Source organism: Flavobacterium sp. UGB4466 (assembly GCF_903469665.1).
GTDB classification, from domain to species: domain Bacteria; phylum Bacteroidota; class Bacteroidia; order Flavobacteriales; family Flavobacteriaceae; genus Flavobacterium; species Flavobacterium lipolyticum.
This window is the reverse complement of the sequence record NZ_CAGKLC010000004.1, coordinates 14444-34968: the sequence shown is the minus strand read 5'-3', so window position 1 is coordinate 34968 and position 20525 is coordinate 14444. Positions and strand designations below refer to the sequence as shown.

Annotated in this window: 25 protein-coding genes; 11 read left to right on the top strand and 14 right to left on the bottom strand. The window is 35.3% G+C overall.

Going from position 1 to position 20525, the window contains the following annotated elements:
- Positions 1–25 precede the first annotated feature (25 nt).
- From JO950_RS02015 to JO950_RS01975, 9 genes are all read right to left on the bottom strand, one after another.
- The gene (locus tag JO950_RS02015; RefSeq protein ID WP_202700835.1) at positions 26–385 is read right to left on the bottom strand and encodes a four helix bundle protein; all 360 of its coding nucleotides are present in this window, start codon (positions 383–385) and stop codon (positions 26–28) included.
- Positions 386–479: 94 nt separating this feature from the next.
- On the bottom strand, positions 480–1019 hold the full coding sequence (locus JO950_RS02010) for a hypothetical protein (RefSeq protein ID WP_017495227.1): 540 nt from the start codon (positions 1017–1019) through the stop codon (positions 480–482).
- 117 nt (positions 1020–1136) lie between these two features.
- Positions 1137–1739: an HPP family protein gene (locus JO950_RS02005; protein ID WP_202700834.1), complete on the bottom strand. Its 603-nt coding sequence runs from the start codon at positions 1737–1739 to the stop codon at positions 1137–1139.
- Between the two features lie 6 nt (positions 1740–1745).
- Complete coding sequence (locus JO950_RS02000) at positions 1746–3026, bottom strand: chloride channel protein (protein WP_202700833.1); 1281 nt, start codon at positions 3024–3026, stop codon at positions 1746–1748.
- 137 nt (positions 3027–3163) lie between these two features.
- Positions 3164–3553, bottom strand: coding sequence for a VOC family protein (locus tag JO950_RS01995; RefSeq protein ID WP_202700832.1), 390 nt, complete (start codon positions 3551–3553; stop codon positions 3164–3166).
- 7 nt (positions 3554–3560) lie between these two features.
- Positions 3561–4127: a sugar O-acetyltransferase gene (locus JO950_RS01990; RefSeq protein WP_202700831.1), complete on the bottom strand. Its 567-nt coding sequence runs from the start codon at positions 4125–4127 to the stop codon at positions 3561–3563.
- Between the two features lie 9 nt (positions 4128–4136).
- A complete protein-coding gene (locus JO950_RS01985) occupies positions 4137–4595 on the bottom strand; it encodes a YciI family protein (protein ID WP_202700830.1) in 459 nt (152 codons plus the stop codon).
- A 49-nt stretch (positions 4596–4644) separates the two neighbouring features.
- Positions 4645–5136, bottom strand: coding sequence for a hypothetical protein (locus tag JO950_RS01980; protein WP_202700829.1), 492 nt, complete (start codon positions 5134–5136; stop codon positions 4645–4647).
- Between the two features lie 10 nt (positions 5137–5146).
- On the bottom strand, positions 5147–5605 hold the full coding sequence (locus JO950_RS01975) for a DinB family protein (protein ID WP_202700828.1): 459 nt from the start codon (positions 5603–5605) through the stop codon (positions 5147–5149).
- A 137-nt stretch (positions 5606–5742) separates the two neighbouring features.
- Between JO950_RS01975 and JO950_RS01970 the strand changes: the two genes are divergently transcribed.
- The 10 genes from JO950_RS01970 (at position 5743) to JO950_RS01925 (ending at position 13214) form a co-directional block, all read left to right on the top strand.
- Complete coding sequence (locus JO950_RS01970; protein ID WP_202700827.1) at positions 5743–7902, top strand: TonB-dependent receptor; 2160 nt, start codon at positions 5743–5745, stop codon at positions 7900–7902.
- A 340-nt stretch (positions 7903–8242) separates the two neighbouring features.
- On the top strand, positions 8243–8650 hold the full coding sequence (locus JO950_RS01965) for a DUF2141 domain-containing protein (protein WP_202700826.1): 408 nt from the start codon (positions 8243–8245) through the stop codon (positions 8648–8650).
- 43 nt (positions 8651–8693) lie between these two features.
- Entirely contained in the window at positions 8694–9317 is a 624-nt protein-coding gene (locus tag JO950_RS01960) for a hypothetical protein (protein WP_202700825.1), read from the top strand.
- 21 nt (positions 9318–9338) lie between these two features.
- Positions 9339–10697, top strand: coding sequence for a 2TM domain-containing protein (locus JO950_RS01955; RefSeq protein ID WP_202700824.1), 1359 nt, complete (start codon positions 9339–9341; stop codon positions 10695–10697).
- Positions 10698–10699: 2 nt separating this feature from the next.
- The gene (locus JO950_RS01950) at positions 10700–11014 is read left to right on the top strand and encodes a 2TM domain-containing protein (protein ID WP_202700823.1); all 315 of its coding nucleotides are present in this window, start codon (positions 10700–10702) and stop codon (positions 11012–11014) included.
- On the top strand, positions 11004–11333 hold the full coding sequence (locus tag JO950_RS01945; RefSeq protein WP_202700822.1) for a 2TM domain-containing protein: 330 nt from the start codon (positions 11004–11006) through the stop codon (positions 11331–11333). The genes JO950_RS01950 and JO950_RS01945 overlap by 11 nt, the downstream gene beginning before the upstream one ends.
- Positions 11324–11641, top strand: a complete 318-nt coding sequence (locus tag JO950_RS01940; RefSeq protein ID WP_202700821.1) for a 2TM domain-containing protein — start codon at positions 11324–11326, stop codon at positions 11639–11641. Before JO950_RS01945 ends, JO950_RS01940 begins: the two co-directional genes overlap by 10 nt.
- 10 nt (positions 11642–11651) lie before the next feature.
- The gene (locus JO950_RS01935) at positions 11652–12023 is read left to right on the top strand and encodes a 2TM domain-containing protein (RefSeq protein ID WP_202700820.1); all 372 of its coding nucleotides are present in this window, start codon (positions 11652–11654) and stop codon (positions 12021–12023) included.
- 18 nt (positions 12024–12041) lie between these two features.
- Positions 12042–12410: a 2TM domain-containing protein gene (locus JO950_RS01930; RefSeq protein WP_017495242.1), complete on the top strand. Its 369-nt coding sequence runs from the start codon at positions 12042–12044 to the stop codon at positions 12408–12410.
- Positions 12411–12446: 36 nt separating this feature from the next.
- Positions 12447–13214, top strand: a complete 768-nt coding sequence (locus JO950_RS01925; RefSeq protein ID WP_202700819.1) for a LytTR family DNA-binding domain-containing protein — start codon at positions 12447–12449, stop codon at positions 13212–13214.
- Between the two features lie 291 nt (positions 13215–13505).
- Here JO950_RS01925 and JO950_RS01920 read toward each other — a convergent pair whose 3' ends face one another.
- Genes JO950_RS01920 through JO950_RS01910 form a run of 3 tightly spaced genes read right to left on the bottom strand, consistent with a single transcriptional unit; the run spans position 13506 to position 16370 of the window.
- A complete protein-coding gene (locus tag JO950_RS01920) occupies positions 13506–14531 on the bottom strand; it encodes a COX15/CtaA family protein (protein WP_202700818.1) in 1026 nt (341 codons plus the stop codon).
- Between the two features lie 23 nt (positions 14532–14554).
- Positions 14555–15982, bottom strand: coding sequence for a CCA tRNA nucleotidyltransferase (locus tag JO950_RS01915; protein WP_202700817.1), 1428 nt, complete (start codon positions 15980–15982; stop codon positions 14555–14557).
- A 16-nt stretch (positions 15983–15998) separates the two neighbouring features.
- Positions 15999–16370, bottom strand: coding sequence for a GxxExxY protein (locus JO950_RS01910; RefSeq protein WP_202700816.1), 372 nt, complete (start codon positions 16368–16370; stop codon positions 15999–16001).
- A 476-nt stretch (positions 16371–16846) separates the two neighbouring features.
- Between JO950_RS01910 and yaaA the strand changes: the two genes are divergently transcribed.
- Complete coding sequence (yaaA, locus tag JO950_RS01905) at positions 16847–17605, top strand: peroxide stress protein YaaA (protein WP_202700815.1); 759 nt, start codon at positions 16847–16849, stop codon at positions 17603–17605.
- A gap of 245 nt (positions 17606–17850) precedes the next feature.
- On the opposite strand, the gene JO950_RS01900 is transcribed toward yaaA, so the two are convergent.
- Positions 17851–19437 carry an MDR family MFS transporter gene (locus JO950_RS01900; protein WP_202700814.1) on the bottom strand — a complete coding sequence of 529 codons (1587 nt, stop codon included), beginning with the start codon at positions 19435–19437 and terminating at the stop codon, positions 17851–17853.
- A 4-nt stretch (positions 19438–19441) separates the two neighbouring features.
- A complete protein-coding gene (locus JO950_RS01895; protein WP_202700813.1) occupies positions 19442–20521 on the bottom strand; it encodes an HlyD family secretion protein in 1080 nt (359 codons plus the stop codon).
- Positions 20522–20525: the final 4 nt, after the last annotated feature.

The window sequence follows — 20525 nt, the reverse complement described above, 5'->3', positions numbered from 1 at the left end:
TTCTTAGATGCTAAGTTACTAAGGTTTAGTTTCTTTGTTTTATTTTTTTTATAAAAGAAACTAACATCCGTTCTACTTCGCGACTGTCCTCGTATAGATTGTTAAAATCGTCTTCTTTTAAATAAGATATGTTTTTTGCAATTTCAAGTTGGGTTTGCATTTCAAACAATGACCCAACGGAAATACTCAAAAAACGTAAAAGATCTTTGTCACTTTCTCTTCCAAATCCCTCTGCAATATTGCTGGGGATAGAGATAGAGCAACGTCTAATTTGTGAAGTCAATCCGAAGATTTCTTCTTTTGGAAAATGTTTTGTTGAAAAATAAATTTTGGTAGTGAGAGCCATTGATTTTTGCCAGATAAGCAGATTTTTAAAATTACTCATGAAAATATTTTTAATTTGAAAAATTAAAAATAAGAAAAAACTTTCAAAGTAAAAAACTTAGAACCTTAGCATCTCAGAACCTTAGTAACTTACACTAATTCCAATTCTCCTCAAATCCGTAATCTTCAAAGCTGTCATCGCCTTCGAACATGTCAAGATCATCTTCATCAAGATCATCTTCAAATTCTCCGTAGATATCGTCGTGCATGTCGGCTTCAAAGTTCTTTTCTGTAGCTTCGTCCGGCATTTCTCCATGTGAAAATAATGTTTCAGGATATGGAGCTCCTGCGATTTGATCTTCAATAGCAGCTAATTCAACTAAGAATGTCCACATATTGATGAAATCATATACATAGATAATTTTGGTATTTTGTTCGTCTAAAATAGAAGATAACGGATAATCGCCCATCGTTCTTTGCTCACCGGGAACGTCACCAGTATCAAAAAGTGGAATTTCATCTTCCTGATTCCAGGTTTCATCACAAGTATAAAACGAAGCCACTTCCATTCCGTCAAAACCAAAAGCGTTGAAGATAGCATTGTGTAAATCCTCAAGAGTATCGTCTTCAAGAATAGCAATGTCTCTAAAAATATCTTCTTCGGCGTCTAGAATTACTCTAAATTTATAAACCATAATCGTTGTTTTTATTGAAAGGGCAAAGGTAAAGTATAATTAACGATTTACGAATTTTGATTTACGAATTGTTGAAAATATTTTTCTTTCCTTTAAGAGAAAGATTGGCAACTCTTATTATCCCTTTCTACTCAGACGTTTTCTAATCTTATGGTAGTGTTTGTGGTAGGTGCTATGACTTGGGTAAATTCTGCTGGAAGTCATGTTGTTGAAAATCAAAGCGGTCACAAATAAAATCAACACTCCAACTAACACAGGAGACAGCACATACATATACCCTAGATTTTTTATTTGCGGGGAAGCGGTGACAGCGATAAGCGCAGTGGCTCCTCCGGGTGGGTGAAGTGTTTTGGTAATCTGCATGAAAATAATAGAAAGAGATACCGCCAAAGGTGCCGCGATCCAGACAATATCCGGAACTAATTTATTTACAGAAACCCCAATAATTGCTGAAATCAAATGACCGCCAATTAAATTTCGGGGTTGTGAAAACGGACTTTGTATGATTCCGTAAATCAAAACACTTGAAGCGCCAAATGAACCAATAAGATACACAAGGTCACTTCCTCCAAAATGTATCGACTCCAGATAAGCCAAAATTCCAATTCCGACAAAAGATCCCAGAAATGACCAAAAATGCTCTTTGTAGTCAATTAAAGTTTCTTTGTAAAGGATATAACGTGTTTTGCGGTAACCTCTTTTTATGTTGGGAACGGGCATGATGTATTATTTTGAAATGCTGGGAGAATAAGAATATACAGTGTAAGGATATATCATTTTTGCGGTATATTTAGAAATCAGGCAAACTACGAGAATAGGCAGAAATAGAGTATAATCGTTGGTTAAGCCACAGACTAAGAATATTGCTGTAAAAGGAGCGTGGATGCTGGCGCTTAATACAGCTGCCATACCAATAATCATAAAGTTTACCGGAATTACGTGTACATGAAAAAAGGTATTCAATACAGAGGCCAATAGTAATCCTAAAAAAGCACCAATGAACAAGCTTGGAGCAAATACACCGCCATCGCCTCCGGAAGCCAATGTGATTGAGGTAACGATTGGTTTTAGAATTAATATACCAATAAAGGTTAGTGATAAAGTCAGTGTTAATGGAATTTCAGAAGTAGTGGTGAATATTCCTTTTATAGCGTGATATCCTTCTCCATACAATTGAGGGAAAATAAAAAGAGAAATACTTAAAACCACTGAACCAATTAAAATTTTATAATAATGCGTATCGATTCGTGAGAATTGAGATTTAAAAAATAAAACGCAACGGGTCAGATAAACAGAATTTACTCCGGCCAGAATTCCTAAAAGAATGAAGTAAGGAATGGCTTTTAAATGCCAGGTGGTAATAGATACGGCAAATAGCGGCTCTTCTTTCAAGATAGTAAGTAAACCAAAAGCAATGGAAACGGCAATAATATTGGAAATAATAAAAGCGCGTGTTACTTTTCTGGAGATTACTTCTAAAGCAAATAAAATTCCCGCAATCGGACTGCTGAATAAAGCGGTTACTCCTGCTGCAACTCCTGCACATATTAGTTCGGTCTTGTATTGGCGAAAGACATTTTCTTTTTGTTGTGCAACAGAGCCAATGGTGGCGGTGGCTACTACGGTTGAAACCTCAATTCCGGTAGAGCCTCCAAAGATAACCGTCAGTAATCCGTTGATGAAGTGGGACGGAATTTTATAAGAAGGCAAGTTTTTGGAAGAGGATTTGGTGCTTTCGAAAACCTCTTTAATGCCCTTGTTTTCTTTTTTCTTAAAGAGATATTGTCTGAGAAAGTAAATAACGGATAATCCAAAAACAGGGAAGAGGATATAAAAAACAGGATTTACGGAGACTTCATGAAAGAAAATTTCTTCGTAATATTCGGTGATTTTTTTGAGTGAGATTCCTAAAAAGGCAGAAAGAAAGCCAATTAACACGGAAACAATAACTAATTTTTTGAGGACAATAAATTGATGATTTTTTTTGATTTTCGCCGTTTTGTTCATCAGAGATCGATTTTGAAATCGCAATTTTTTATGCGGATTACAAAATTAGTTAATCAAATTCGGTTTTTAATACAAATCGCTCCCTATATTGTGTTAAAGTTATCAGTGAAAGAAAATGTTTTCTGTTCGTTTTCATCTTATCTTTCATAAAATTCAATAGGCAATTCGTCAGGATCGGCAATAAAAGTGAATCGCTTTTCAGTGAATTCATCGATTCGGATAGGTTCTGATTCGATGTTTTTAGTGTTTAAAAAAGCGATGGTTTCCTCTAAGTTAATGACTTCAAAAGCCAAATGACGCAAGCCGACAGCTTCAGGTCTTGAAGGCCTTTTAGGAGGATTAGGAAACGAAAACAATTCGACAACATAAATACCATTCAGAGCCAAATCGAGTTTATAGGATTGACGCTCCTCGCGATAGATTTCTCGAATAATGGTAAGTCCCAAAACTTCGGTATAGAATGTTTTAGATTTTTGATAATCCGAGCATAAAATGGCAATATGGTGAACTTTATTTAAGGTAAGCATTGTTTAATTATTGGGGTTCCTGATTTAATTTTCGAATAATTTTTGCCGGATTTCCAACGGCCAGTGAGTTGTCGGGAATATCTTTGGTCACTACTGATCCTGCACCAATCACACAACCTTTTCCGATGGTGATCCCCGGACAGATTACCGTATTTCCGCCAATCCAGCAATCGTCTCCGATAGAAATGAGTAAGGCATTTTCGAGTGTTTTTCTGAGTTCAGCGTCAAGCGGATGGGTGGCGGTATAAATTTGAACGTTTGGCGCAAAGAACACATTTGATCCAATATTGACCGGAGCACAGTCCAAAACAACACAGTTTACATTAAAATAAACGTTGTCGCCACAGGAAATATTGTAACCGTAGTCACAATGAAAAGGAGGTTCTATATAAAAACTCTTGCCTGCATTCGGAATCAATTCTGCTAAAATTTCCTTGGCTTTTTTGGTCATTCGGTATTCGGTGACGTTTAAGCGGTGCAGTAAGTTTTTGGCTTTTCGGCGTTCTTTTACTAAAATAGGGTCACCTGCCAGATAATATTCTCCGGCAATCATTTTTTCCTTTTCGGTTTTCATAAAGTGTTTTTATATTTTTTTCTTGGCAATTTTGTCGTGTATTTTTAAGGTTTCCTGCAAAGCTGCTGTGGCGTACCAAGGGGTTAATTCGGCTTCAAGCAGATTGGCTTTTATGGCAGGATCTGTAGCTACCAATGCTTTTGCTTCCTCTATGGTTTCAACATTAAAAATGTAGATGCCGCGATAATTTCGGTCGTTTTTCATAAAAGGACCGGCAACAACCAGTTTTCCTTCTTTGGCTAATTTTCCGATATTCTCCATATGACCTTCAAACAGTTTCTTGCTTTCTTCTTTGGATGCGGTGGTGTTGCTTCCGGATTTTAAAAGGCAGAAGACATATTTTTTCATTCCATATTCGTCGGCATTCAGAGATTTAGCTAGTTTTTCATCGAATTTAGTTTCTGATTCCTGAGAAAGAGCGATAGTATTAACTATAAAGAATGTGAGTAAAAAGAGATTTTTTTTCATGAGAGAAAATTTTAAAGTTGCAGTAAAATATTGTGAAGTCTTTGAGACGTTATTCATTGAAATCATCATCTTCATATTTCAAATCTGTAAAATTTGGAATTTTTATATCACTATTTTTAACTTCCCAGCTTTTGAAGGTGAAATCTTCAATTTTGCGGCTGGTATCAAAATCCAGTTCCAGATTAGTTTGTCTGCAAAAAGCTAATATAGCGGCATAGCCTACAATTGTAGGATTTGTGTCTGTAGCAATTAGTCCTTCTACTTTTTTTATCTTAACAGTCCATTTCGTATCAGTTTTAGAAAAAACAAATTCGAGGCCCTTGATAACTGCTTTTCTCCAATTTCTAAAATGTGCTTTACCAGGTTCATCTTTAGCTGGGATGCTTACAAAATTGCCCATTCCGACCCAGCCTTTACCGTCGTATTCTTCTATGATTTCATTTTGATTATCGTTTTTACTGATTTCAAGATTCATAATAGCAAGAAAAGGTTTTCCATTTTTAATTTTCTGCCATCGGTAATCTAATTTTTCATCAATCATTATAAAATTTTTAAAGAAGTTTTTTCAAGATAACAATTTGTCCTAAATGATACACATCATGTTGAATAATTCCATGAAGATGTTCGTAATAAGTATGACCATTATTCACATATATTTTAGCCAAATCGGCATCATCAAAATCCTGAAAGAAAGTACTCCAGGCTTCCTGTGATTTTGCCAGACTTTGAAGTGACTGCTCCCAGGCCGCTTCTGATGGATCCAATACAGGCACAAAATAGTTGTGATCCGGCGTTATTACGGTCTCTCCCTGCATACGGTTTAGAATGTTTCTCCTCCATTGGATCAAATGGTTGGTAATTTCCCAAATGGTATTTAAGTTAGGATTTATCTTCCGGTAGGCCTGTGCGGCAGTTATATTTTCTAAAGTTTTGGTTAAGTTAACTTCCAGCCATGGATCACCATTATAAATGGATTGATACAGATTTGAAATTCTTTTGCTTTCTGACATAAGTGAAGATTTTAGAATTCATAGCTAAGATACAAATTAGATATTTACAACTCATCCTTAAAATTCTACAATTGGGTTATTTAATATTTTTTAACAGGAAATGTTAAAATACATTTGCTCTATCAAAAACCAAAATCATGAAAACCAAAATTACTTTTATTTTATTATTCTTTACCATTTTTACTTTTGCCCAGAATACGATTTCAGGAAAAGTGGTTGATCAAAAAGGAAAGCCGGTTCAGGGCGCTAATATTTACATAGACGGAACTTATGACGGAGCGACAAGTGCTGAAGACGGTAGTTTTTCATTCGAAACCAGTGAAAAAGGAAATAAATTTTTGGTAGTGAGTTTTTTGCTTTTCGAAACTTTCAAACAGGAAATAGATGTTGCCAATTATAAAGATCAAACAGTGAAACTGAGAGAGAATGTAAATGCACTTGACGCCGTTGTTATTACTGCAGGAACATTAGAATCAGGTGATAAAGCAAGAGTTTCAGTTTTAAAACCTCTGGATATTGTGACTACTGCCGGATCAGCGGGAAACATTATTGCAGCTTTACAAACTTTACCGGGAACACAAAGTGTTGGCGAAGATGGACGTTTATTTGTTCGTGGAGGGGAGGCAAGCGAAACACAAACTTTTGTAGACGGACTTCGTGTAGCACAGCCTTATGGCGCAACGACTAATAATTTACCCACCCGAAGCCGATTCTCTCCATTTTTGTTTAGCGGAATTGCGTTTTCAACCGGAGGATATTCCGCAGAATATGGTGAAGCTTTATCAAGTGTTTTGTTGTTAAACACTCAGGATGAACCGGATCAGAATAAAACGGATATTGCTTTAATGACTGTGGGTTTAGGAGTAGGGAATACTCAAAAATGGAAAAAAAGCTCGTTCAGTATCAATACCAATTATATTAATCTGGCACCTTACCAGGCTGTAATTCCGCAAAACGTAGATTGGAATAATCCGTATCAGTCTTTGGGAGGGGAAGCTGTATATCGCTATAATTTTGAGAGAGGAATTTTTAAATTCTACGCTGCTTTTGATGCAGAGAAATTCGATTTGAATCAGAAAAATGTCAATTTCGCTAATCCTATCCGAACGGATCTGGACAACAATAACTTTTATCTGAATGCCTCTTATAAAGGAGATTTTGGAACAGGCTGGCAGCTCACATCAGGAGTTAGTTACGGATACAGCAAAAACAAAATCAAGTTTGATATTAATGATGTAGACAACAATGAAAATGCAGCACAGCTAAAATTAAAATTGAGAAAAAACATCTCGAATTATTTCAAGTTGTCATTTGGAGCCGATTATTTCATCACAAAGTTTAATGAAAATTTTACGGATAATAATACTATAAAAACGGCAAATGGCTATGATTCTAATATTGCCGCTTTTTACACCGAAGGAGATATTCTATTCTCGAAAAAACTGGCTGCAAAAGTAGGTTTCCGACTTTCAAATAACAGTTTGCTGAACGAAACCAACATTGCACCAAGAGCTTCTCTGGCTTATAAAATTTCAAAAACCAGTCAGTTTTCATTTGCTTACGGAGATTTTACGCAGACACCAGTAGTTGATTATATTAAATACTCCAAATACCATCAGTTTGAAAGTGAAAAAGCGAGACATTATATCTTAAATTATCAGTTCACCAAACCGGGGCAAACTTTTAGAGCAGAGGCCTACTATAAAGACTATAGCAATTTAGTACAATACAATACGAGAGAAATTCAGTATAATTCGGTTTTCAACAACAACGGTTCGGGTTATGCAAAAGGATTGGATTTGTTTTGGAGAGACAGCAATCTGCATAAAAACCTGGAGTACTGGATTTCTTATTCTTATATCGATTCAGAGAGACAGTACAAGAATTTTCCAGCGATGGTAACTCCTAGTTTTGTGGCTCATCATACCCTGTCTGTCGTAACCAAATATTTTATTACCGATTGGAAATCTCAGATTGGTTTTACTAACAGTTTCAGCTCCGGACGTCCGTACAACGATCCAAATCAGACGCAGTTTATGAATGGAAGAACAAAAGCATATAATAGTTTGAGCTTCAACTGGGCTTATTTGTTAACCACTCAAAAAATTCTGTATTTCTCTGTTTCAAATGTATTGGGAACTCAAAATGTTTTTGGATATGATTATGCAAGGAATCCCGATACCAACGGAGTTTACAACAGACAAGCCGTGATACCAACCGCCGATCGCTTTTTCTTCGTTGGTTTCTTCTGGACCATTAGTCAGAATAAGAATGAGAATCAGTTGAAGAATCTCTAAGTTGCTGAGGTTCTGAGAGACTAAGGTACTAAGATACTTATGACACTGAGCTATTTAGAAGAAACCTTAGTACCTTAGTCTCTCAGAACCTTAGTACCTCAAAAAAAAACAATTCAGTCATCAAAATCAACAACTCGGTATCATTTAATTTTAAAAGAATAAAATCCGATATACTTTTGAAGTATAAATTAAAAGGAATAGAGAGAGAGGTTAAGAATTACAAAATCAAAACCTTTGAGCCTTTTGTCACACTGAACCTTTGAACCTAAAAAAAAAGAGTTTTAATCATCATCAGAAAAAATCAGAGTTTTAGTCATTTAGAACCTTAAAAAAAGAAATCATGGTCAAAATTATCACTTTACTTATGCTGTTTATCTGCAGTTTGTTATCTGCGCAGAATGTAAACCTTACAGTTGCTGTTTCAGGTTTGAAAAACAATAAAGGAACTGTTAGAGTAGGTTTGTACAATTCCGATACAACATTTCTTAAAACGACTTACAAAAGCATAGTTTCCGAAATTAAAAATAATGAAGCTACGGTAACTTTTGTTGGGGTTCCCAAAGGAGAATACGGAATCTCGACTTATCATGACGAAAACAGCAACGGAAAACTGGACCGCAATATGATGGGAATTCCTTCTGAAGATTATGCCTGTTCGAATAATGCCAAAGGATTTATGGGACCTCCAATCTATAACGATGCTAAATTTAGCGTAAACAACGATTCAAAAGTTAACATCGTATTTTAAAACATCTAAAACTAAAAACAGTAACCAATTTAACACTATCAAAATGAAAAGAATTATTACCACAATCGCATTATTTACCGTATTGCTAACTTCGGCACAAACACAATTTGAACAAGGAATGGGAAAAGCTTTCGGGCTTTGGAAAGAAGGAAAAAATACGGAAGCTTCGGCTATGTTTGAGAGAATTGCTGCAGCAGAAAAAAACAGTTATTTGCCAAATTACTATGTAGCCTTAATCAATACTACAGCAGCATTTTCTGAAAAAGATAAAACGAAAATCGATTTGTTGCTGACGAAAGCGCAAGATGCACTGGATACAGAATTTATTAAAGATCAAAATAATGCCGAGCTTTATGCGATGCAGGCTTTAATCTATACAGCCTGGGTAGTAGCTGATCCAATGACAAACGGAATGAAATATTCGGCTAAGGTGATGGAAGCTTATGCAAAAGGAAAAGCGATAGACCCGAATAATCCGAGAATTGTTTTTGGTGAAGCGGATTATCAGATTGGAGGAGCAAAATGGTCAGGGGTTGATACCAAACCGTTATGTGCACAAGTGGATAAAGCTGTCGAACTTTTTGCTACTTTTAAACCAGCGACACCTTTTTCTCCAAAATGGGGACTAGAAAGAGCTTTGGAAACACAAAAGAATTGTAAAAAATAAATTTAATACCAACAGAATAGAATGAAAGATCATAGAAACTCATTTGCTGATTTGAAAAGTGGAACTCTTATGTGTTTCAAGATTTCTATGGTCTTTACCATTTTATTCTGTGCCTTTCTTGGTACCGATTTAAATATTGAAAATGTATTACTAACCTTCGGGATAAGCTGCCTTTACTCTTTTGGATTGGGCTTTGGTAACGGATTTATTAACGTTCTTTTAGATAAAAAATGGGATTGGCTGGAACAAACCAATCTAAGGGTGTACTACGGAATTTTGATTACCATATTGTATACCGTTCCGGTTGTTTTGGGAATCAATTATGTTGTTTGTGTATTTGTTCAGGACCTTCCGCCGGATCAGTTTTTTAGTGAAAGAATGATTTGGGCACACCTCTTTTATGTGATTCTGTCTCTCGGAGTATCAACTTTCATGCAGGCCCGAAGCTTTATGGTGAAGTGGAAACAGGCATCCAAATTTGAAGTAACACAGCAAAAGATTATTGCAGGAACGGCCAATGCAAAATTCGAAAGTTTAAAAAATCAAATAGACCCTCATTTTCTTTTTAACAGTTTAAACGTTCTTAGTTCTTTAATCGAAGAAAATCCGGATAATGCACAACGATTTACGACCTCTTTATCTAAAATCTATCGCTACGTTTTAGAGCAAAAAGACAAGGAGCTGGTTTCTGTTGAAGATGAACTGTCGTTTGCTAAAACCTATATGAATTTGCTTAAAATGCGATTCGAGAACAGTTTGTTTTATGAATTACCAACGAGCAATATCAATCCCGATGCAAAAGTAGTTCCGCTATCCTTGCAGCTTTTATTAGAGAATACAGTAAAACACAATATCGTTAGCGAGCAAAAACCTTTGCATATCAGGATTTTTGTAGAGGGAGATTATCTGGCGATACAAAATGATTTTCAGAAGAAAGAAGTTTTGCAGGACAGGCAGGGAGTAGGATTGCAGAACATTGTGAACCGATATTCAATTGTAACTAACAGAAAAGTTCTGATTGAACAAAACGAAGAAAATTTCACCGTTAAAATTCCAATTTTAACCAAACAAATTACAGTCATGGAAACAAGTGCAGAATACAGCGACGAAAATAAAGCTTATTTCAGAGCTAAGAAAAGAGTAGAGGAACTAAAAGGTTTTTACGGTAACGTAATTTCATATTGTTGTGTGATACCATTTTTAATTTTTATAAATTTGAGGTATTCTCCTGGATTTCAGTGGTTTTGGTTCTCGGCTTTAGGCTGGGGGTTTGGGGTTGTCATGCATGCTTTTAAGGTATTTGGGTACAGCTCAGATTGGGAAGAACGAAAAATAAGAGAGATTCTGGAACGGGAAAACAAACAAAAAAACTGGAAGTAGCCATGGAAAAGGATTTTATTGAAGCAGAACGTTTTTATCAGGCCAAGAAAAAAGTAAAAGAAATTAGAGAGTTTTACGAGCACCTGGCGGTTTTTATACTGGTAAACATTATTGTGATAGCCGTAAATCTTATAACCTCGCCCGAATATTTGTGGTTTGTCTGGTGTGTTTTGGGTTGGGGAGTAGGAGTAGTCATTCATGGACTGACAGTGTTTGATATCCCGCCATTTTTCAGTAAAGACTGGGAGGAGAAGAAAATCAAAGAAATTTTGGAAAAAGAAAGAACCAGCAAATCTAAAAATAATTATGGAAACTAATTTTAATAAGGAACAGGAAGATTTTGAACTTCAAAAGATGGCAAGTAAAAAGGTGGTGAAGTTAAAGGCTTTTTACACTCATGTGATTTTCTATAGTGCAGGTCTTATACTTTATATTTTAAAAGATTATTTTGGGCTTCCGCTTAATATTTTTCCTGTACAATATCTGAACGGATTTGTCATGTGTATTTGGACTACTGTTTTTGTAGTATCGGCAATAGAGATATTCGCTTCTTTTAAAATTTTTGGAGAAGAATGGGAAGAGCGTAAAATGAAAAGCATTTTAGAGAAAAAGGAAAAAAAACAAAAATGGGAGTAATCATGGAAGTAGATTTGAATGAAGAGGATAAATATTACCTCGCAAAAAAGAGAGTGGAGGAAATCAAAGGTTTCTATGGCAATCTAACGGCATACGTTATTGTAAATCTGGTTCTGATTTTTATCAATCTTTATACATCACCAAGACATTTATGGTTTTACTGGCCCTTAATGTGGTGGGGAGTTGGAGTGGTTTTTCATGGTTTGAAAGTCTTTAAAGTGTTTCCGGTTCTCGGAAAAGACTGGGAAGAGAAAAAGATCAAAGAACTGATGGAAAAAGAGAGAGAGAATAAAAATAAATGGCAATAATTATAGTAAAATGAGACGATATAGAAGAGACAGGTACGAAGCTTTCAGGGATGAAATTAGTACAGACGAAAGCTATAATTTAGCCTACAGAAAAGTGAAAAAAATCAAAGGTTTTTACACGCATTTAAAAGTGTATTTGATTGTGAATGCCATTATTATAGTTTCTAATTTAAACAGAGATTATTTCAGCCATAGTGTTTATGAAAACGGATTGTTAGACTGGCGTACCTATTCGACAGCGATATGCTGGGGAGTAGCTTTAGGCATTCATGCTTTTACTGTATTTGGCCCTGATATTTTTTTCAGCAGTGAATGGGAACAAAAAAAGATCCAAAAGTATATGGAGAGAGAGGCACAGAACAATAATACAAAATGGCAATAATTTTTAAATCAAAATAATATGGGACAGTTTAGAAGACAGATGTACGAAGAGTATTCACATGAGTTTAGTACAGACGAAAGTTTCAATTTGGCATATAAAAAAGTAAAAAGAATTAAAGGCTTTTATTCGCATTTAAGAGTTTATATATTGGTGAACATTATCATCATTGTTTCAAGTCTGAATCAAAGTTATATAGGAGATCATTTTGTCATTAGAGGATTCCGTGATTGGGAAATTTACTCGACTGCTTTTTTTTGGGGAATTGCTCTAGTGATTCATGGAATTTCCGTTTTTGGCCCTGATGTTTTTTTTAATAGGGATTGGGAGCAAAAGAAAATTCAAAAAATAATGAAGAAAGAGGCTGAAAATAAAAATAAATGGAAGTAATTTTAAACTGAATTTTTAATTTTTGCATCTTACAAAATGACCACATTAATTATAGAAGACGAAAAACCGGCGGCAAGATTACTACAACGAAAACTCGAAAAGTTAGATATTGCTGTAAAGACCATGTTACATTCTGTTGAAGAATCCGTTTATTGGTTTGAAAATAACGAACATCCGGATCTCATATTTTTGGATATTCAATTGTCTGATGGTTTATCGTTTGAAATTTTTGAAAAAATAAATATTCAGAGCGCCATTATTTTTACCACGGCTTATGATGAATATGCTTTAAAAGCATTTAAATTAAACAGTATCGATTATCTTTTAAAACCCATTGATGAAGATGATCTGGAAGTTGCTGTTGCAAAATTCAGAACAAGATTACCGAAAACAAGTTCAGAAAATTCAAATTTGCAACTTGATTTTGAACAAATTCGTCAAATGTTGTCAAACCCCTTTGAAAAGAATTATAAAAAACGATTTACAGTTAAAATCGGGCAGCACTTAAAGGTTATTACCACAGACGAAATTGAGTGTTTCTTTAGTGAAAATAAAGGAACCTACATTCATACTTTTGATAATAGAAATTATTTAATTGACTCGACTTTGGAAATCCTGGAGCAGGAAATCGATAAAAAAGATTTCTTTCGCGTTAGCCGAAAATTCATTGTTCCGCTTACGGCGATAAAAGAAATTCAGGTGTACACCAATTCACGGCTAAAGGTAATTTTACCTACTTATAAAGAGGATGAGGTAATTGTGAGCCGCGAGAAAGTACAGGACTTTAAAAACTGGCTGGGGTAAACTTATTTAATACATGTATTGTTCCTACGGAACTTTTTTGTGGGTTGAATTTATTTTTCAATGGATTAAAATCCATTGCTACAATATTGGTCATTCCTTCGGAATTTTATAATGTGCCTGAACAGTTTTAATAGTTAAGACAAAGAGCCATTGGCTCGACGCATTTTGTAGGAGCGGATTTTAATTCGATTTAAAAAATAGGTTATCAAATATAGAGAGCCTTGAGTTCGGGCCATATTCTAAATAAAAAAGAGCTGGAATTTTCCAGCTCTTTCTATATAATTTAAGTTATTATTTACTCAATCGGTGCAAAGTGTAGGTCATGGCACTCAAAAGGAAAAAAGCCATAATTTGATGAATTAATCCTAAAGCTAAAGGAACGCTGTATAAAAGTGTAAAAACGCCCAGTAAGAACTGAATGAAAACAAAAACAAGAAGAACGTCGATTCCCTTAGACTGATTTCTGGTTAGAGAAAATCGAGTTCCTTTGTAATATAAGAAAAGGATAAGCGCTACTACTACATAAGCAAAAGTTCTATGCACAAACTGAACTCCGCTTTTTCCTTCGATTAAGTTTTTAACCAAAGTTGGTTGTTCAATAAAAACCGAATCGTGAATAAATTGTCCGTCACTCATTAAAGGCCAGTGATTGTGTATTAAACCGGCATTAAGACCTGCTACAAATCCGCCGTAAATAATTTGAATCAGTAAAGCGACAAGAGCTATTCTTGCAATATTACGAAGCGGAATTATTTTATAAACATTGCGTTCCGGATAAATTAAATCCAAGGCAACCCAAAGTGTATAAGCAAAAGTAATAAAGGCAAAAGTAAGATGAAGAGAAAGTCTGAAATGACTAACATCCGGATTGTCGATTAATCCGCTGCGCACCATAAACCATCCTAAGAACCCTTGAAAACCTCCCATTGCCAGAAGAACAATACATTTGTTTATGGTTGGACGATCGAGTTTTTTTCGAATTAAAAAATAAACAAAAGGAACAAAGAAAACCAGTCCGATGATGCGTCCAATGAAGCGGTGGAACCATTCCCAAAAATAGATGAATTTATAATCTGAAAGCTGAAAATCGTTGTGAATATTAATTTTTTGGTACTCTGGAAATTTCTTGTATTGTTCAAATGCTTCATTCCATTTTGCTTCTGTCAGTGGAGGAAAGGTATCTGTTACCAAATGCCAGTCGGTCATGGATAAACCTGAATTGGTCAGACGGGTAATTCCGCCAACGACAACCATTAAAAACAATAAAGCACAACCCGATAGCAACCAGATGATTACTGATTTATTTTCTTTTTTCATTTTATAAAATAATACTTAATTCTTTATACTTTTTTTATGCCTAATTTTTCAGCTCTTTTAATCACAAAATCATAAGCAGCCTGATACTCATTTGGAATGTCACCTTCAAGAATTGCTTCTTTTACAGCTTCTTTCAAAATTCCGATTTCTCTTGAAGGCTTCAGATCAAAGATTTTCATAATTTCTTCACCCGAAATGGGCGGTTGAAAATTACGAACATGATCGCGTTCTTCGACTTCAACGATTTTCTTGCGGACGAGCTCGAAGTTTTTATGGTATTTTTTAAACTTTGACGGATTTTTGGTGGTGATATCTGCCTCACACAAAGTCATTAGATTTTCGACATCCTCACCGGCATCAAAAACCAAACGACGCACTGCACTATCGGTTACGATGTCGTCAGCCAAAACAATAGGGCGTGAACTCATGATAACCATTTTTTGTACAAATTTCATTTTGTGATTCAACGGCATGTGCAGACGTTCGAAAATCTTTTTAGTCATTTTACCACCTAAAAACTCATGCCCGTGAAAAGTCCAGCCTTGTTTTTTATTGAAACGTTTTGTCGGTGCTTTTCCAATATCGTGCAATAAAGCTGCCCAGCGTAACCAGACATCATCTGTATTCGGGCAAATATTGTCGACCACTTCCAGTGTGTGGTAAAAGTTGTTTTTATGGGTATGGCCTTCAATTTCTTCGACCTGATTTAATGCTGTTAATTCAGGTAAAATTAAATCTAAAAGTCCTGTTTGGTACAATAGTAAAAAGCCGGTTGAAGGTTTAGGAGTGGAGAGAATTTTGTTTAATTCGTCAACAATTCTTTCACCTGATATAATTTTAATGCGGTCAGCATTTTTTGTGATGGCATTCAATGAATTTTCTTCTATTTCGAAATTCAACTGTGTGGCAAAACGAATCGCACGAAGCATGCGCAACGGATCATCAGAATAAGTGATGTCCGGATCCAAAGGGGTCTTGATGACTTTGTTCTCTAAATCAGACAAACCATTAAAAGGATCAGAAAGATCTCCGAAGTTTTTTTCGTTTAATGATAAAGCCAAAGCATTAATGGTGAAGTCGCGACGGTTTTGATCGTCTTCCAGGGTTCCGTTCTCCACTACCGGATTTCGGCTGTCAGAACTGTAAGATTCTTTTCTTGCTCCGACAAATTCAATATCAGTATCTTCAAAACGAAGCATGGCGGTTCCGTAAGTTTTAAAAATCTGTACCTTTGGTTTGTTGGGCAATAATTCAGAAACTTTTAATGCCAATTCAATACCGCTGCCCACAGCAACAACATCAATATCTTTTTTAGAACCTCTGTTTAAAAGTAAATCCCGAACAAAACCTCCGATGACATAACTGTCAACATTAAGTTCCCGGGATGCCTTCGAAATGATATCGAAGATTTTATGTTGTAATGCAGTTTTATAATTTGTTTGTATAGCCACGAATTCACGAATTTTATTAAATAATACGTTTGTATTCAAGTGAGACAGAATTGAAGTTCGCTAAAATTGCTAAATGCGTTTTAGAAACTTTGAGATAATTAAGACATTGCGAAATGTATTTTGGATGTAAAAATTCACTCGATTTTACTTCAAGTACAATTTTATCGAACAAAATAAAATCAGCGTAAAATCTGTGATTCAATATTATGTCTTTATAGTTTACCAAATATTCTTTTTCTCTTTCAAATGGAATATTCTCTTTCTTAAATTCATATTCTAAAGCATCTTTATATACGATTTCAGAAAAGCCTCCACCTAAATTTCTATGAACATCAAATAAAATTCCCATTATTTGATAACTTTCCAGCTGGTACAAAATCTTTGTCATGTTCTAAATTTTTTTCTGCCACGAATTCACGAATTAATTTAAAAAATTTTAATTCGTGAATTCGTGGCTATTTTTTTGAATACAACTTTCAATTTTGCATTGAAAATGTTTTTGGAATTTTATGGTTGCAAATTTACGACATAGAAAATGCCTATTATAATCTAAGGCTCACTTTTTTGAATAAATTCACAGTTTGAGTGCTAGGATTTTATTAATAGAAAAAAGTTTGCCACGAATTACACGAATTTCTGCGAATTAGATTAGGTATAGAAACAGAAATTAGCGAAAATTTGTGGCAAAATAAATATTTAGTAATGTGAACGTGCGAAACAACTCACGGATTTTATTTAATTTAAAAAGTTAATTCGTGAATTCGTGGCGAAAAAAAACCTTTATAATGCGATCGAACAAATCAATTCAGATCTGTTATTTTTAAAAATTCAATTTGTATTTTTGGAGTATATAAAAATGTACACATGAAAATTGTTATATCGCCTGCAAAGTCACTGAATTTCGAAAAAGAATTACCTACTACTCAACATACAGAACCTTATTTTTTAAAAGAAGCACGTGAGGTTCATAAAATCTTAAAGACTAAAAAACCTGCTGAGTTATCTGAATTAATGTCGATTTCAGCTAAATTATCAGATTTGAACTGGAAAAGAAATCAGGATTGGAAAACACCATTCACACCTGAAAATGCCCGTCCGGCAGTCTATACTTTTGATGGAGACGTTTATACGGGGTTAGATGCTTATACTATTCCGGTGGAGAAACTCGACGTTCTTCAAAGTAAACTTCGAATTCTGTCAGGACTTTACGGCGTTTTGAGACCATTAGATTTAATGCAGGCTTACCGTCTGGAAATGGGAACAAAATTGCCAGTGGGGGAGTATAAAAATCTGCACGAGTTTTGGAAACCAACCGTGACAAAAGCATTAAATAAAGAGTTGTCTAAGGGAGAGCTGTTCGTGAATTTAGCAAGTAACGAGTACTTTTCAGCGGTAGATGTAAAAGCTTTAAAAGTTCCTGTGATCACACCGGACTTTAAAGATTATAAAGACGGAAAACTCAAAATAATCAGTTTTTTTGCCAAAAAGGCAAGAGGGATGATGGTGCGTTATATTATTGATACTAATGCTGAAACTATTGAAGACTTAAAAGGATTTAATTATGAAGGGTATCAGTTTGATGGTAATCTTTCAAAGGGAAATCATTTGGTGTTTACGAGATAGGTTTTTTTTAAGGTTCTGAGGGGCTAAGATGCTGAGATACTTAGGTTTTTAACCGCAAAGAACACAATGATTTACGCAAAGTTCGCAAAGTTTTTACACAAAGCTTTGCGAACTTTTCATATTTAAAGCTTCTTAGAAATAATATCCTTGCGTGCTTTGCGGTTAAATTATTAATGTTTGAAAAAAATAAACGCCGAGTTACAGGAATGAACTCGGCGTTTTTACGTATTATAAATCAATTATTATTAATGCATTGCATCAGCAGGATTAATCTTGTTTTTTCCTTTTTTGATTAAAAGAATAATTGGAATACAGCATAAGAACATAATTCCCAAATACATGAAAATATCCATATAAGCCATTACGGTACTTTGTTTCATTACAGAATATTCAATGGCTTGGTAGGCTTTTTTCAATGCAACGTCTGCGCTATATCCTTTAGACATAAAAGCTCTTTGCATTCCTGCAATACGCTGTTGTACTTCGTATTTTGCAGGATCTAACTTGGTTAGTAAGTTTACTCGGTGTTCCTGTCCTAAACGAGTAATAAACGTGGTAATAATGGCAATACCAAACGAACCTCCTAGTTGTCTCATCATTCCGGTAAAAGCAGCTCCTTCACCAATATGTTTTCCTTTTAAGGTAGATAGAGAGAGTGTCGTAATAGGTACAAAAAGTAATCCTAAACCAACTCCTCTTAAAATTAGAGGCCAATACATATGTTCAACTCCGGTATCAGGAGTCATACGGGTCTGCATCATAAAGGTAAAGAAAAAGAATACCAAAAATCCTACTCCAACCATATAGCCCTGCGGAACTCCTCTCTGAATCATGTTCCCGACAAAAGGCATCATGATTGCTGTGGTAATAGACCCGGGAATCAATAATAATCCGGCATCGGTTGCGGTCCATCCTAAAATAGATTGCGTGTAGATTGGTATAATTAAAGTCGATCCGTACAGACCGAAACCAAGAATGAAACACATTACAGTTCCTATTCTAAGATTTCCATCCTTTAGAACACTTAAGTTTACGATTGGATGTTTATAAGTAAGCTCTCTCCAAATAAATAAGACCAATCCTAAAACCGTAACCACACTTAAAGTTATGATAGTTGAATCGTTGAACCAATCGTCTTGTTGCCCATGCTCCAGAACGAATTGTAGAGACCCGATAAAGGCTGCAAGCAATATAATTCCCCACCAGTCAACCTGATTGGCTTTTAATTTTTCTCCATACTTAGGACTTCTTACGAAGGTTAATGCTAAAATTGTAGCAATGATCCCCAATGGAATATTAATGTAAAAAATATAAGGCCAGGAGTAGTTGTCTACTAAATAACCTCCTAATGGCGGTCCTAAAGTTGGTCCAACAATTACCCCCATTCCGTAAATAGCCTGAGCCATTCCACGTTTTGCTACGGGATAACTTTCGGTGATAATGGTTTGTGCTGTTACCAGTAAGGCACCTCCACCCATACCCTGAACAAATCTAAAGGCTACCAGTTCCCAAATATTGGAGGCGTTTCCGCATAAAAAGGAACAGACCGTAAATATTATGATAGAAGCCACAAAATAATTACGTCTTCCAAATTGTTGTGAAAGCCAGCTCGTCATCGGAATTACAATCACATTCGCAATGGCGTATGCTGTAATTACCCAGGCCACATCAGTCAAAGTAGCACCAAGGCTACCTCGCATGTCTGTTAGTGCTACGTTTACAATGGTCGTGTCGACGATTTCAAGCAGGGCACAAAGTACCGCCGTAATCGTAATAATGACACGTCTGAATCCGTATTCTACTAAATCATCGTCTGCTTGTACTGCTGCCATTATGTTATTTTAAATGTACATCTACATCAACATTCATCCCTGGTCTTAGTAATTTTACTTTCTCAGGATCGTTTGATTCGTCTAAACTAATTTTTACGGGTAGTCTTTGAATTGTTTTTACGAAGTTACCGGTTGCATTATCAGGAGGTAATAAAGAAAAACGAGATCCCGTTGCAGGAGAAAAAGAGGTTACAGTACCTTTAAATTCATAGTTTGGATAAGCATCCACTTTTAGACTTACTTTTTGTCCGGCAACCATTTTGTTTAATTGCGTTTCTTTGAAGTTAGCTACAACCCAAGCTTCATTGTTGTTGATGATGTAGAATAAAGATTGTCCCGGTTGAACTAATTGTCCTGGTTGAATGTCTACTTTAGAAACCTGTCCGTCAATTGCAGCAGTTACAACCGTATAGCTAAGGTTTAAATGAGCAACGTCTAACATTGTTTTCGCTTTTTTGATATTAGCGGAAGCTACTTCAGTTTGTTTGTCAGAAACTTTTGATTTCGATTGAATTACTGATTTTTGGTAAGAACTAGCTCGTTGTTGATCTTGCAAAACACGTACCTGGTTTTCGGCTTCTTCTTTTGCAGATAGAGCCTGTTCGTATTGTTGTTTTGTAATCGTATGTGTTTTGTACAAATTATTGTAACGGTTGTAATCGTTTGTAATCTGTCTTAATCTAATTTTTGCGCTTTCGATAGAACCAGTTGCAGATCTCATTTGCGCATCCGATACAGAGATGCTTGCACTAGCGCTTCCAATGTCAGCTTTTGCAGCTTCGTATTGTCCTTCAGCGCCTAATAAAGCAGCATTAGCCTCATCTATTTTTAACTGATAATCTCTTTTATCAATCGTAAACAAAGTATCACCTTTTTTTACAAAATCATTATCTTTTACGTATACTTTACTAATATATCCCGATACTCTTGGAATAATCGGATTCATTTTTTTCTCGATTTGAGCATCGTCCGTTTCTTCGTGAGCTAAAGAATGCATGTACTTAGTTATTCCGTAAGTTCCGCCCACTAAAACCAAAACGGCTAGTATAATGATGAATTTAGTATTTGTTTTTTTCTTTTCCATGAGA

Coding starts and splice junctions, on each gene's coding strand:
- JO950_RS01980 (WP_202700829.1), bottom strand. CDS start 5,136: ATGATTGATGAAAAATTAGATTACCGATGGCAGAAAATTAAAAATGGA.
- JO950_RS01920 (WP_202700818.1), bottom strand. CDS start 14,531: ATGAAAAAAGAAAATAAATCAGTAATCATCTGGTTGCTATCGGGTTGT.
- JO950_RS01940 (WP_202700821.1), top strand. CDS start 11,324: ATGGGAGTAATCATGGAAGTAGATTTGAATGAAGAGGATAAATATTAC.
- JO950_RS01945 (WP_202700822.1), top strand. CDS start 11,004: ATGGAAACTAATTTTAATAAGGAACAGGAAGATTTTGAACTTCAAAAG.
- JO950_RS01990 (WP_202700831.1), bottom strand. CDS start 4,127: ATGAAAACCGAAAAGGAAAAAATGATTGCCGGAGAATATTATCTGGCA.
- JO950_RS01975 (WP_202700828.1), bottom strand. CDS start 5,605: ATGTCAGAAAGCAAAAGAATTTCAAATCTGTATCAATCCATTTATAAT.
- JO950_RS01955 (WP_202700824.1), top strand. CDS start 9,339: ATGAAAGATCATAGAAACTCATTTGCTGATTTGAAAAGTGGAACTCTT.
- JO950_RS01970 (WP_202700827.1), top strand. CDS start 5,743: ATGAAAACCAAAATTACTTTTATTTTATTATTCTTTACCATTTTTACT.
- JO950_RS02000 (WP_202700833.1), bottom strand. CDS start 3,026: ATGAACAAAACGGCGAAAATCAAAAAAAATCATCAATTTATTGTCCTC.
- JO950_RS01935 (WP_202700820.1), top strand. CDS start 11,652: ATGAGACGATATAGAAGAGACAGGTACGAAGCTTTCAGGGATGAAATT.
- JO950_RS01995 (WP_202700832.1), bottom strand. CDS start 3,553: ATGCTTACCTTAAATAAAGTTCACCATATTGCCATTTTATGCTCGGAT.
- JO950_RS02015 (WP_202700835.1), bottom strand. CDS start 385: ATGAGTAATTTTAAAAATCTGCTTATCTGGCAAAAATCAATGGCTCTC.
- yaaA (WP_202700815.1), top strand. CDS start 16,847: ATGAAAATTGTTATATCGCCTGCAAAGTCACTGAATTTCGAAAAAGAA.
- JO950_RS01965 (WP_202700826.1), top strand. CDS start 8,243: ATGGTCAAAATTATCACTTTACTTATGCTGTTTATCTGCAGTTTGTTA.
- JO950_RS01895 (WP_202700813.1), bottom strand. CDS start 20,521: ATGGAAAAGAAAAAAACAAATACTAAATTCATCATTATACTAGCCGTT.
- JO950_RS01985 (WP_202700830.1), bottom strand. CDS start 4,595: ATGAAAAAAAATCTCTTTTTACTCACATTCTTTATAGTTAATACTATC.
- JO950_RS01925 (WP_202700819.1), top strand. CDS start 12,447: ATGACCACATTAATTATAGAAGACGAAAAACCGGCGGCAAGATTACTA.
- JO950_RS01960 (WP_202700825.1), top strand. CDS start 8,694: ATGAAAAGAATTATTACCACAATCGCATTATTTACCGTATTGCTAACT.
- JO950_RS01900 (WP_202700814.1), bottom strand. CDS start 19,437: ATGGCAGCAGTACAAGCAGACGATGATTTAGTAGAATACGGATTCAGA.
- JO950_RS02005 (WP_202700834.1), bottom strand. CDS start 1,739: ATGCCCGTTCCCAACATAAAAAGAGGTTACCGCAAAACACGTTATATC.
- JO950_RS02010 (WP_017495227.1), bottom strand. CDS start 1,019: ATGGTTTATAAATTTAGAGTAATTCTAGACGCCGAAGAAGATATTTTT.
- JO950_RS01930 (WP_017495242.1), top strand. CDS start 12,042: ATGGGACAGTTTAGAAGACAGATGTACGAAGAGTATTCACATGAGTTT.
- JO950_RS01950 (WP_202700823.1), top strand. CDS start 10,700: ATGGAAAAGGATTTTATTGAAGCAGAACGTTTTTATCAGGCCAAGAAA.
- JO950_RS01910 (WP_202700816.1), bottom strand. CDS start 16,370: ATGACAAAGATTTTGTACCAGCTGGAAAGTTATCAAATAATGGGAATT.